Below are 12,696 nucleotides of genomic sequence, written 5' to 3'. Positions count from 1 at the left end.
GAACAGACATGGACACCCAGCTTTTGATCGGATCGCGCTTCGAAGCCGGAACCGAGGCCGAAGAGCATATCCTGAACCCGCGCACCGGCGGAAAGATCATCGACCTCGCCGAAGCCTCGCACATTCAGGTCGAGGCGGCGGTGAGCGCGGCAGAACGCGCCTTCGTCTCCTGGTCGATGACGACACCCGGCGAACGCTCCGGTTACCTGCTCAGGATCGCCGACGCGATCGAAAAGCACGCCGACGATTTCGCAGCCCTTGAAGCGCTCAACTGCGGCAAGCCGATCAATGCGGTGAAGAACGACGAACTGCCGGCGATCGTCGATTGCTGGCGCTTCTTTGCCGGCGCCATCCGCAATCTGCACGCGCCGACATCGGGCGAGTATCTGCCGGGGCATACCTCCATGGTTCGTCGCGATCCGGTTGGCATCGTCGGCTCGATCGCGCCCTGGAACTACCCGCTGATGATGATGGCGTGGAAACTGGCACCGGCGATTGCCGGCGGCAACACCGTCGTTTTCAAGCCGTCCGAACAGACGCCTTTGACGGCGCTGAAGCTCGCCCGTCTGCTCGCCGACATCCTGCCGGAAGGCGTGGTCAACGTTGTCACGGGCCGCGGCGAAACCGTCGGCAACGCGCTGATCAACCACCCGAAGATCGCGATGGTCTCGATCACCGGCGACATCGCCACCGGCAAGAAGGTGCTGACGGCCGCCGCCAAGACGGTGAAGCGCACGCATCTGGAGCTCGGCGGCAAGGCCCCTGTCATCGTCTATGACGACGCCGACCTCGAAGCCGTCGTCAACGGCATCCGCACCTTCGGCTATTACAATGCCGGCCAGGACTGCACCGCCGCCTGCCGCATCTATGCCGAAGCCGGCATCTACGAAAAGCTCGTCGCCGACCTGAGTTCGGCCGTCTCCACCATCCGTTACAATCTCGCCGACGACACCGAAAACGAGATCGGCCCGCTGATCTCGCGGCGCCAACGTGATCGCGTCGCAAGCTTCGTCGAACGTGCGGCCGACCAGAAGCATATCGAGATCACCACCGGCGGTGCTCCTGGCAGCGCCGACGGTTTCTTCTTCCAGCCGACGGTGATTGCCGGCGCGACGCAGGAAGACGAGATCGTCCGTCGCGAGGTGTTCGGCCCTGTCGTCTCGGTCACCCGCTTCACCGGCAAGGACGATGCCGTCGGCTGGGCCAACGACAGCGATTATGGCCTCGCCTCTTCGGTCTGGACGAAGGACATCTCCAAGGCGATGAAGGCCGCCTCGCGCCTGCAATATGGCTGCACCTGGATCAACACCCACTTCATGCTGACCAACGAGATGCCGCATGGCGGCGTCAAGCAGTCGGGCTATGGCAAGGACATGTCGGTCTATGCGCTCGAGGACTACACTGCTGTCCGTCACATCATGATCAACCACGGCTGACGCCGGCAGGACGTTGGCCGCGGTGCGGACAAAGCATGCAAACGAAGATAAACGGGAGGAAAATGCCATGTATCGCCGTCAACTGCTTGCTGCTGCAGGTGCATTGGGTCTGAGCACACTTCTTCTGGCGCCCGCCGGCCTCGCCGCCGACGCGGCGCCTGATGTCGTCGGTGCCTATGTCGCAGCGTGGAATGCCCATGACTCGAGCAAGGCCGCATCCTATTTCGCCGACGACGTCACCTATTACGACGCGTCCGTCGGCAAGCCTGTCACCGGCAAGGATGCCGCCAAGACCGGTGTCATCGACAATTTCCTGAATGCGGTTCCCGACGCCGTCTGGACCATGAAAGGCGACCCCATCGCCGCCGGCGACAAGGTCTCCTTCGAATGGGAATTCTCCGGCACCAACTCAGGCGCCTGGGCCGATGGCACGGCCGCGACCGGCAAGAGCTTCAAGTTCACCGGCGCCTCGGTCTTCACGGTCGAGGACGGCAAGATCGCCACTCAAAGCGACTATTACGACGCGCTCGGCTTCTACAAGCAGCTCGGCCTGATGTAGGCGGCCGTCGAGCCCGCGGCACCGGCCCTTCAGTAGCCGCAAGCCCGAGCTTGCGGCTGTCTCGCGCCTCGCCCGCGCATTAAAACATGCGGACAAAACTCATAAAATAACTTGCACAACGAATAAACATGAGTAACACGATCATCTTATGAATGTCTGACCCGTTCAGAAGGTGTCGCATGGTTGCAAGATGGCGTCTGTCCGCCCCCGCATTTGTGTTCGCGACGGCTCCGCGCGGCAGGCCTCGCAACGGCAGTGGGCCGGCCACGGGCCACACGCGGGTGCCCCAATGACTGCCGTATCCGAAGCGATCATGGAGACAGGCGCCCCCAAGGTTCTGTCTGCTGCCTTTTCCGGCCCGCACGCCTGGTGCAACGAAAAGATGGTGCTGTCGGACGATCTTTCCGACGGCATGGTCCTGCCCGAGTTCTTCGCCTCCGGCGCCTTCGACCGCGCCCTCGACACCTACGCTGAAAGGTCCGGCGGCACCGACCGCCGCGCGATCGCCTCCATGTGGTCGCTCTACTACTTCTCGGCGCTCACCATCCCCTATCTCGTTGCTCGCGTGCTCGACCATCAGGTGTTGCCGGTCGCCTTCAACCGCATGAAGGTGGCGCTGGCAGAAGATGGCCTGCCCCGCGCCTTTGGCGTCGCCGATGCCGGTAACTGGCAGGCGGGCGATGACGACGACGTGTTTGCCACCCTGGCGCCGCTGATGGGCGAGCACCTGCGCGAAGTGGTCGGCTACCTCAAGTCGAGTGGCGGCATCGCGCCGAAACTCGCCTGGAACAACGCGCTGGTTTACATCGACTATGCCCTGCGCGCCGCCGGCGTCGAGCCGCTTCATGCCCAGGCCGAAGCCCTCATCGGCAGCAGATCCCTGCCCGACGGCTCGCCCAACCCCTTCTTCGATTGCCTGCGTCACGAGGAAGAGGACGGTGCGCGGGTGTGCCGGCGCAAGATCTGCTGCCTGCGCTATCTGCTGCCGGGGGTCCGCAGCTGCGGCAGCCTCTGCGCCCTTCCCACCCAACGGAAACAGTAGTTTTGCTTCTCCTATCGCGATCCACGGTCCGGGCCTTGCTGGCCATCTTCGTCACCACCACGCTTTTCGCCACTGGCGCCCGGGCCGAAAACCGATGGCCGCTGACGGTGAAGGACGCGGCCGGGCGCGAGGTGACGTTAGCGGAAAGGCCAAAAGCCATCCTGCTTGGCAGCGGCTTCAACCTGGTCGCGCTTTCGCTCATTCATCCGGACCCCGTCAGCCTGCTGGCCGGCTGGTCCGGAGACATGAAGGGCGACAACCCTGAGATCTACGAGAGCTTTCGCAAAAAATTTCCTGCAATCGCCGACGTGCCGCTGATCGACGACGGCGGCACCGGCGCCGCACTGTCTTTCGAAACGCTGCTGACGCTGAAGGCCGACCTCGCGATCCTCGCCAACTGGCAGGCCGACACCGAGCCGGGCCAGCGCGCCATCGACTATCTCACCAGCACCGGCGTGCCGGTCATCGTCGTCGACTTCAACAGCGATCCCCTGAAGAGCACGCCGGATATGATGCGGCTCCTTGGGCGTATCTTCGAACGCGACGAGCAGGCCGAAGCCTTCGCACGCTACTACGAAGACAAGCTGGCGCTGATCCGCTCCCGTGTCGCCGCCAAGCCCGAACCGCGCCCAACCGTGCTGATGGATGCGTTTCCCAAGCCTGACCGTTGCTGCTGGGCCTATGGCGTCGGTGGGCTCGGCGAATTCCTGACGATCGCCGGCGGCCGCAACATCGCCGAAGGCGCGCTGCCGCGCGTCGGCGGCACCGTCAATGCAGAAGCGGTGATGGCGGCAAACCCCGACGTCTACATCGCCACCTCTTCGCCCGGCGGCACCTATAGCGGCTTCTCCATCGGTCCCGGCGTTGCCAGGCAAGAGGCGCAGCAGACCTTGGCTGCGGCCGTCGCAACGCCGGCGCTATCGAGCGTTGCGGCGGTCGAGAACGGCCGCGTCCATGGCGTCTGGAACTTCTTCAACGCCATCCCGCTCAATATTGTCGCTGCCGAAGCCTTCGCCCACTGGCTGCGGCCCGACATCTTCGCCGATCTCGACCCGGAAAAGAGCCTCGCCGACATCAACGAACGCTTCGCAGCCGTTCCTTTCGAGGGCACCTATACCGTCAGCCTTGGGGCCGTTACGCCCCGGTAGAAGCGCCCAAAAGCCCGCAACATTTGCAATCGCCGCAAGGGGTTGACGAAATCGCTCGCCGTTCAATCCACCAAATGTCGCAAGCGTGACCTTCGACCAGAGCCACGCGATGTTGCCACCCGCTCCTCACACTATATAAGGGTCGACGAGGAGGAGCTTCATGCTTTGGTTGGTAGCGTTGGTTGGCGTGGCGATCGTGTATCTGGCGCCGCGTTTCAGCCGCTTTCGCCGGTGGGCCGAGCCCATCCTCTCGGTCGCAGTGGCGATCGCCCTGCTCTCTGCCTTCGTCGTCTGGATCAGCGACCGCGGCGAGCGCAAGGCTGCAGCACCTGAGCCGGTGGCGACGGCCCCGGCGGCTCCGGCCGCCCAGAACATCAGCCTCGACGGCATGACGTTCGAACAAAGCCAGCCGGAGCGCAGCTTCCGCCTGCGCGGCACCGTCAGCAACAATGGCGCAACACCGCTCGAATATTTCCGGCTTTCCGTGACGCTCGAAGACTGCCCGCAGGACGCATGCGCGAAGATCGGCGACGACTCAGCCCTGGTTCTCGCCCGCGTGCCCGTCGGCCAGGCAAGGCCTTTCGAGACTTTCCTCACTTTCCCGAGCCGAGAGGGCGAAAGCCTGACGACGCCGAAATGGACCTACCAGGTGCTGGAAGTCCGCGGCGCCGCCAGCCGATAAGCCACTGCACGCGTTGCGGCGTCCTTACGCTGCCGACGCCGGCCGCATGGCCGAAATGATTGCCGCCGTGGTCGTCACCTCCGCGAATTCCGCCCGCAGCGTTGCGACATGGGCACGGTGGATGTCCCGCGCCGGAATCATGTCGCCGTCGCCATCCGGCTGGTCGAAGCAGTCGCAGGCATCTTCCACCAGGACCACCCGGTAACCGAGATTGGCGCCGACCCGCACCGAGGTCGAAACACACATATCAGTCGAGATGCCGAAGAGGACGATCGTATCAACGCCGAGCCGGCGCAGGCGAAGATCGAGATCGGTGCCGATGAAGGCGGCGTTGACGCTCTTGTTGACGAGCGGTTCGTCGCCAACGGGCTCGAAGCCCGGGCGCGGCGCGTTGCCAGACGCACCCGGCCTCAAGGTCGAGCCCGGCGCGACGCTGTCGTGCCGCACATGGATGATCGGCCGGCCGGCCGCGCGCCAGGCGGCAAGCAAGGCGCGGCCGTTGTTGTCAACGTCCCCGTTCCAGCGTGGCGGCCAGGGAGCGGCATCAAATGCCTGCTGCATGTCGATCGGGATGAGGACGGCATTGTCGGGAAGTCTCGGAATGGTCATGGCTAACGCTCCTTGATTGCCTCGGGAAGCTAGCCGTCCTATCGTCCGGTTTCACTGGACATGATGGCGGAAGACCGGACGATTGTCCGGCAAAATGACCAAGGGGACGACACATTGACCGAACTTGATGAAAAGGACCGGCTGCTGGTGGCCGCCCTGCGGCAGGATTCGCGCCAGAGCCTGGTGGCGCTTGCCCGCCATGCCGGCTTGTCACGCAGCGCCGCCCATGAACGTCTGCGCCGGCTCGAAACCAAGGGCGTCATCGCCGGCTATACGATCCGCATCGGCATCGAGGACAAGGCGCCGGTCGTGCGCGCGCTGATCGCGATATCCTTCCAGCCCGGTAAGAACTGCGACCACATCGTACCGCATCTCGCCGGCATGCCGCCGGTCGTCAGCTGCTGGTCGCTCGCCGGAGAGACCGACCTGATGCTGCTGGTCGAATGCGCTTCGAACGGCGATCTTGACACCATCCGTCGGCAGATCTCGTTGATATCGGGCGTCGCCACCGTGCAGACCCATGTGGCGCTGCGCACCCATTTCGATAGGCGTGACTGATCGCGCTGCGCCGATAGACGATGCCTGGCGTTGTTTCGGCCTCCATGCCGCAACTGAGACCACGGATACCTACCTCATTCCTGTGCTCGTCACAGGAATCTAGCGACGGCGCGTCCGCGCCGTCAGTGACATTCTTCGTCACATCAGGCGTTTTCAGAATTCTTTCACACCGCCGACGCGGCGCTGCTGGATCCCTGTGACAAGAACAGGGATGATGGTTGCGAAGGCCGGCTGATCTCGTCGAGATACCAGTTGATGTAGCGCAGCTCGTTCTGCTCCATCGGCGCGATCGGGCCCGGCACGAAATAATGCGAGCGCACGCCGCGCGAGGTGTGCTCGATGATCGCCTTGTCCTCATCGGTCGTGACCTTCCACAGCCAGGTGAGCTTTTCGAGGTCGTAGTCCTGCCCCTCCTCGGCCTTGCCGTCGACAAGCCAGATCAGCTCCATTTCGCAGGTGCCCGCCGTCTTCGGAATGAAGCGGTAGATCATGCCGTGATCGGGATAGCAGACGAGGAAGGTCGTGCCGCCGAGGTGGATGGAGGTGACGCCGCCGTCGAAATCGCTGAACCGGCCCATCAGGGTGCTAAGCGGCTGGCCGTCCTTGCTGCCGGTCTTGACGCCGTCATAGAGCGCATAGCGGAAGGCATGCACCGTCTCCTTGCCGCCGGCGGAACTCTGCCAGTGATCGCCGGAACCGACCTCGATGCCGAGAGCGCAGGTGCGCGCCTCCATCTTGGCGTTCAGCTCCTCGATCATGTGCAACGGCTGTTCGAGCGCGTGCGTCTCGGAATACTCAGGATGCGCCGGGCCGCAATGGTAGCACTCGACATAGTTCTCGACCGCGAGCTTCCAGTTGGCGTCGACAGGATAGGACTGCCGGTGCGCGACCTTGGCCTCGGCCCAGCCATATTGGCCGCAGGTGGCATGCAGCAGGTTCTCGACCTCGGTGAAATCGAGCGGCTGTTCGGCAAAGGAGATGAAGATCAGCCCCTCGACGACGCGCACATGAAGCTTCTTCAGCCCATGGTCCTCACGCTTGAAATCCTTCGGCATCAGCCGCGCCGCCTTCAGCGCACCGTCATTGCCGTAGGTCCAGGCGTGGTAGGGACAGACGAAGGCGCGGGCGTTGCCCTTTTCCTTGGTGCAGACCTCGGCGCCGCGATGGCGACAGACGTTCAGCATCGCATGGATCGCGCCCGTGGCCGTGCGGGTGACGATCACCTGCTCGGCGGCCATGCGAAAGACTTCGAAGTCATTGGGGTTGGGGATCACGCTTTCATGCGCGACGCAGTGCCAATGGCGGCGAAACACCCGGTCGAGATCACGCTCGTAGATATCCTCGTCGTGGTAGAAGGCCCGCACCAGCCCATGGCCCGGCCGATGCGCAGCGACCAGCTGATCGATGCGGTCGCCCGCGACAGTCGTATTGGAAAGGTCCGATGCGAACATGGCCCTGAACTCCTGAAAGAAGAACCGGAAGAACCGCGTCCCGGCGCGCGCATGCTAAATTTGCCTTGATGTACGAGGCTGCCCCTCACCCCCACCCTCTCCCCGCACGCGGGGGAGAGGGAGAGCGCTCCACCCGCACCTCAACCGCGCCCTTACTCAGGCACGGCGGTCGCCACACGTCTCCTTCTCCCCGTCAAACGGGGAGAAGGTGGCCGGCAGGCCGGATGAGGGGCAGCCTCAAACGCCGTCGTTACATCCTCACCCGCTCGGAACGCGGATCGTACATCGCCTTCAGCGACGCCTCCGCCTTCACCCGCGTGCCGGCGATCTCGATCTCGAAGCTGGAGCCGAGCACGTCGGCGTCGCTTTCGCCTTCCGACGGCACATAACCAAGGCCGATGGCACCGCCGAGATGGTGGCCGTAGTTGCCCGAGGTGATGGTGCCGACGATCTGGCCGTCGCGCACGATCGCTTCGTTGTGGAAGAGCAAAGGCTCGGGATCGGCCAGCCGGAATTGCACCAGCCGGCGCGAAAGCCCGCGATTGTGCTTGGCCAGCACCGCCTCGCGACCGATGAAATCGCCCTTGTCGGGTTTCACCGCAAAACCGAGCCCGGCTTCGAGCACATGGTCCTCGTCGGTGATATCGTGGCCGAAATGGCGGAAGGCCTTTTCGATACGGCAGCTGTCGAGCGTGTGGATGCCGCAGAGTTTCAGCCCGACATCCTGCCCCGCCTCCTCCAGCGCCTCGAACACATGCGCCGTCTGGTCGGTCGAGACGTAGAGCTCCCAGCCGAGTTCGCCGACATAGGTGACGCGGTGGGCGCGGGCGAGCCCCATGCCGATCTCGATTTCGCGCGCCGTGCCGAAGGGATGCGCCGCATTCGAGAAATCGTTCGGGCTCACCTTCTGCATCAGTTCGCGCGCCTTCGGCCCCATGACGCAGAGCACGCTTTCGCCGGCACCGACATCGGTGATGACGACGAACTCGTCGCGCACATGCTTGCGCAGCCAAGCAAGATCACGTTGAAGCGTGGCGCCCGGAACGACGAGCAGGAACGCGGTTTCAGAAAGGCGCGTGACCGTGAGGTCGCTTTCGATGCCACCACGGCCGTTGAGCATCTGGGTGTAGACGATACGGCCGGCCTCGACATTCATCTCGTTGGCGCAAAGCCGCTGCAGGAAGGAAAGCGCATCGCGCCCCTCCACCCGGATCTTGCCGAAGGAGGTCATGTCGAACAGGCCGACGCCGTTGCGAACCGCCAGATGTTCGGACTTCTGGTTCTCGAACCAGTTCTGCCGTTTCCAGGAGTAGCGGTATTCGCGCTCCTGGCCGTCATTCGCAAACCAGTTGGCTCGCTCCCAGCCGGCCACTTCGCCGAAGACCGCGCCACGCGCCTTCAGATGCTCGTGCAGCGGCGAGCGGCGCACGCCACGCGCCGTCGCCATCTGGCGATAGGGGAAATGGTCGGCATAGAGCAGCCCCAGCGTCTCAGAGACCCGATCCTTGAGGTAAGCGCGGTTCTTCTGGAAGGGCTGTGCCCGGCGGATATCGACCTCCCAGAGATCGAAGGGCGGCTCGCCGTCGTTCATCCATTGGGCGAGCGCCATGCCGGCGCCGCCTGACGATACGATGCCGATCGAGTTGTAGCCGGCCGCGACCCAATAGCCTTTCACTTCCGGCGCCTCGCCGAGATAGTAGCGGTCGTCCGGCGTAAAGCTTTCCGGCCCATTGAAGAAGGTATGGATGCCCGCCGTCTCCAGCATCGGCATGCGGTTGACGGCCATTTCGAGGATCGGCGAGAAATGGTCGAAATCGTCTGGCAACTGGTCGAAGCAAAAATCCTCACGGATACCGTCCATGCCCCAGGGTTTGGCCTTCAGCTCGAAGGCGCCGACCAGCATCTTGCCGGCATCCTCCTTGTAGTAAGTGCATTCATCCGGCACGCGCAGCACCGGCAGGCGCTTGAGGCCGGGGATCGCCTCGGTGACGATGTAGAAGTGCTCGCAGGCATGCAGCGGCACGGTGACGCCGGATTGTCGCGCGAACTCCCTGCCCCACATGCCGGCGCAGTTGACGACGTTGTCGGTTTCGATCGTATAGCTTTCGCCGTTCTGCTCGCAGGTCACGCCCGTTACCCGGCCGTCCTTCTTCAGAACCGCGGTCACCTTGACGCCCTCGATGATCGTCGCGCCGTTCTGCCGCGCACCCTTGGCGAGCGCCATGGCGATGTTGGCCGGGTCGCACTGGCCGTCGAGCGGCAGATGCACCGCCGCCTTCACATCCGAGGTGTTGAGATGCGGATACATCGCCTTGACTTCGTCAGGCGTGATTTCACGCACATCGACGTTGAAGGCGCGCGCCAGCGAAGCCTGGCGGTAGATCTCCTCCTTGCGTTCTTCCGTCAGCGCCACGGTGATCGAACCGTTCTGGCGCATGCCGGTGGAGATGCCGGTTTCGGCCTCCAGCTTGACGTAGAGGTCGGCGGAATATTTTGCCAGCCGCGTCATGTTCTGCGAGGCGCGTAGCTGGCCGATCAGGCCGGCCGCATGCCAGGTCGTGCCCGACGTCAGCTGCTTGCGTTCGAGCAGCACCACGTCGGTCCAGCCGAGCTTGGCGAGGTGATAGGCGACCGAACAGCCGGAGACGCCGCCACCGATGATGACTGCCCGGGCTTTCGAGGGAATCGGCTTGGTCATGCGCGCAGTCTTTCATTGGAGGGATCCCAGAGCGGCTGGTCGGCCTCGACGGTCGCCTTGAAGCGGTCGCCGAAGATCTCGACCTCGATCTCGTTGCCGGGCACGGCGAGATCGGCGCGCAGCATGCCGAGCGCAATCGACTTGCCGACGCGGTAGCCCCAGTTGCCCGAGGTCGTTTCGCCCACCACCTGGCCGTCCGACCAGAGCGTCGACATATACGGCGCGTCGCAGCCGTCGGCGGCGACTGTCAAAGTGACGAAACGTTTGCTGACACCCTGCTGCTTTTCGCGCTCCAGCGCCGCCTTGCCTTTGAAGCCGGGCTTTGCCCAGTCGACGAAGCGCTCCAGCCCGCCCTGCAGGATGGTGTAATCGGTGGAAAGGTCGCCCTTCCAGGCGCGGTAGCCCTTCTCGATGCGCAGGCTGTCGAGCGCCTCCATGCCGAAGGGTTTCAGGCCATGTTTCTCTCCGGCAGCCCAGACGGCATCGAAGATCGCGGCGGTATCGTCCACCTTGGTGTGGATCTCCCAGCCGAGTTCACCGGCAAAGGATACCCGCACCAACTGGCAGTAGCGCCCGGCAATCTGCGCTGTCTGGTGCGTGAGCCAGCCCTTGGCGAGATCCGCATCGCTGACATCGGCAAGGATGTCGCGCGATTTCGGCCCGGTGAGGATCTGGCAGCTAAACTGCGTGGTGACATCGTCAAGCGTGAACGCGGCATCGGCGGGCCGATGTTTCTGCAGCCATTCGAGATCGTGCCACTGCGCCGTTGCCGCCGTGATCAGGAAGAAGAAATCCTCGTCCAGCATCATCACCGACATTTCGGTGACGATGCGGCCCTTGTCGTCGGAGAAATAGGCAAGGCCGATGCGGCCCGGCTTCGGCACCCGGCCGGTGATCAGGCCCGAGAGCCATTCGGTCGCGCCCTTGCCCTTGATCCGGAAGCGCGAGAACCCCGGCAGGTCGAGGATGCCGGCGGCATCGCGCACGGCGAGACACTCTTCCTCGATGCGCTTGGCCCACGGCCCCGCCCGCCCCCAGGTCTGCGTTGCCTCTTCGGAGGTGTCGTCACCTGATTTGGCGTACCACATCGCCCGTTCCCAGCCGTTATAGGGCTTGAATTGCGCGCCGAGTGCCTGGATCCGGTCGTGGATCGGCGACAGCTTCTTGCCGCGACCCGCCGCCCAATAGTGCTTCGGAAAATGCATCGCGTACTCGTGGCCGTAGATCTCCATGCCCTTGGCGATGCAATAGTCCTGGTCGGTATAGTCGGTGTACCGGCGTGGATCGCAGGACCACATGTCCCATTCCGTCTGGCCCTCGGTGATCCACTCAGCCAGCACCTTGCCGGCGCCGCCGGCCTGGCAGATGCCGAAGGTGAAGACGCAGGCCTCAAACGCGTTCGGCACGCCGGGCATCGGCCCGATCAGCGGATTGCCGTCGGGCGCATAGGGGATCGGGCCGTTGATGATCCGCGACAGCCCCGCGGTCCCAAGGATCGGCACGCGCTCGACAGCGTCGTTCAGATACCATTCCAGCCGATCGAGATCGTCAGGGAAGAGCTGGAACGAAAAGTCCTCGGGCATCGGATCGTCTGATGTCGTCCAGTGTGCTCGGCAGTTACGCTCATAGGGCCCGAGGTTCATGCCGTTCTTCTCCTGGCGGAGATAATAGGAGCTGTCGACATCGCGCAAGAGCGGCAGCTTGTGTCCGACCTCCTTCGACCAGGCGGCCAGTTCCGGGATCTCGTCGAACAGCACGTACTGATGGCTCATCACCATCATCGGCACGTCGCGGCCGAACATCTTGCCGACCTCGCGGGCATAGTAGCCGGCGGCGTTGACGACGTATTCGCAGCGGATTTCGCCCTGCGGCGTCGAGATCACCCATTCGTCGTTTTCGCGGCGCGCCGCCGTAACGGGACAGAAGCGGATGATCTTTGCGCCCATGTCGCGCGCGCCCTTGGCCAGCGCCTGCGTCAGCTGCGCCGGGTCGATGTCGCCGTCATAGGGGTCGTAGAGCGCACCGGTCAGCTCGTGCGTTTCGAGGAACGGATAACGGCTGCGCATCTCGTCGGGCGTCAGGATGTCGAGGTCCATGCCCTGGTAGCGACCCATGCCGACGACACGCTTGAACTCCTGCAGCCGCTCCTTCGAGTGGCCGAGCCTTATCGAGCCGGTGACGTGGTAGTTCATCGGATAATCGACGAGCGCACCGAGATCGCGGTAGAGCGAGGCGGAATAGCGCTGCATGTTCATGATCGACCAGGACGACGAGAAGGTCGGCACGTTGCCGGCCGCATGCCAGGTCGATCCGGCCGTCAGCTCGTTCTTTTCCAGAAGCACGCAGTCGGTCCAGCCGGCCTTGGCAAGATGGTAGAGCGAGGAAGCGCCGATCGCTCCCCCACCGATGATCACGACACGCGCGTGAGACGGCAAATTCGACATGCACTGTTCCCTCGTTTTGCCGGAATTCTTGCCGTCGAAACGAGGCGCCATCAAGCGATGGAAACAGGC

At 63.7% G+C, this 12,696-nt stretch carries 10 protein-coding genes; 6 read left to right on the top strand and 4 right to left on the bottom strand.

Annotation, left to right across the window (positions count from 1 at the left end):
- Positions 1-8 precede the first annotated feature (8 nt).
- The 5 genes from C6558_RS07465 (at position 9) to C6558_RS07445 (ending at position 4,867) form a co-directional block, all read left to right on the top strand.
- The gene (locus tag C6558_RS07465) at positions 9-1,436 is read left to right on the top strand and encodes a gamma-aminobutyraldehyde dehydrogenase (RefSeq protein ID WP_025427834.1); all 1,428 of its coding nucleotides are present in this window, start codon (positions 9-11) and stop codon (positions 1,434-1,436) included.
- A 67-nt stretch (positions 1,437-1,503) separates the two neighbouring features.
- Positions 1,504-1,995 (top strand): ester cyclase, encoded by a 492-nt coding sequence (locus C6558_RS07460; protein WP_084814687.1) that lies wholly within the window; start codon positions 1,504-1,506, stop codon positions 1,993-1,995.
- A 289-nt stretch (positions 1,996-2,284) separates the two neighbouring features.
- Positions 2,285-3,037 carry a siderophore-iron reductase FhuF gene (gene fhuF / locus C6558_RS07455; RefSeq protein ID WP_025427836.1) on the top strand — a complete coding sequence of 251 codons (753 nt, stop codon included), beginning with the start codon at positions 2,285-2,287 and terminating at the stop codon, positions 3,035-3,037.
- A 2-nt stretch (positions 3,038-3,039) separates the two neighbouring features.
- Positions 3,040-4,185 carry an ABC transporter substrate-binding protein gene (locus C6558_RS07450; protein WP_025427837.1) on the top strand — a complete coding sequence of 382 codons (1,146 nt, stop codon included), beginning with the start codon at positions 3,040-3,042 and terminating at the stop codon, positions 4,183-4,185.
- Between the two features lie 160 nt (positions 4,186-4,345).
- Positions 4,346-4,867, top strand: a complete 522-nt coding sequence (locus tag C6558_RS07445; RefSeq protein ID WP_107027132.1) for a hypothetical protein — start codon at positions 4,346-4,348, stop codon at positions 4,865-4,867.
- A gap of 24 nt (positions 4,868-4,891) precedes the next feature.
- Here the strand turns inward: C6558_RS07445 and C6558_RS07440 are convergent, their stop codons facing one another.
- Positions 4,892-5,476 (bottom strand): cysteine hydrolase family protein, encoded by a 585-nt coding sequence (locus C6558_RS07440; RefSeq protein ID WP_025427839.1) that lies wholly within the window; start codon positions 5,474-5,476, stop codon positions 4,892-4,894.
- A gap of 114 nt (positions 5,477-5,590) precedes the next feature.
- Here C6558_RS07440 and C6558_RS07435 point away from each other — a divergent pair, with 114 nt between their 5' ends.
- A complete protein-coding gene (locus C6558_RS07435; protein WP_225906328.1) occupies positions 5,591-6,034 on the top strand; it encodes an Lrp/AsnC family transcriptional regulator in 444 nt (147 codons plus the stop codon).
- 164 nt (positions 6,035-6,198) lie between these two features.
- Here C6558_RS07435 and C6558_RS07425 read toward each other — a convergent pair whose 3' ends face one another.
- The 3 genes from C6558_RS07425 to C6558_RS07415 form a co-directional block, all read right to left on the bottom strand.
- Positions 6,199-7,485 (bottom strand): aromatic ring-hydroxylating dioxygenase subunit alpha, encoded by a 1,287-nt coding sequence (locus C6558_RS07425; protein ID WP_025427841.1) that lies wholly within the window; start codon positions 7,483-7,485, stop codon positions 6,199-6,201.
- Between the two features lie 250 nt (positions 7,486-7,735).
- On the bottom strand, positions 7,736-10,183 hold the full coding sequence (locus C6558_RS07420; RefSeq protein WP_057211084.1) for an FAD-dependent oxidoreductase: 2,448 nt from the start codon (positions 10,181-10,183) through the stop codon (positions 7,736-7,738).
- On the bottom strand, positions 10,180-12,627 hold the full coding sequence (locus C6558_RS07415) for an FAD-dependent oxidoreductase (protein ID WP_057217677.1): 2,448 nt from the start codon (positions 12,625-12,627) through the stop codon (positions 10,180-10,182). The genes C6558_RS07420 and C6558_RS07415 overlap by 4 nt, the downstream gene beginning before the upstream one ends.
- Between the last annotated feature and the right edge of the window lie 69 nt (positions 12,628-12,696).

The sequence above is a fragment of the Ensifer sp. NM-2 genome (genome assembly GCF_003024455.1).
Lineage (GTDB): Bacteria > Pseudomonadota > Alphaproteobacteria > Rhizobiales > Rhizobiaceae > Ensifer > Ensifer canadensis.
Note: the sequence above shows the minus strand (reverse complement) of the source record. Positions and strands in the feature narration are given on the sequence as shown.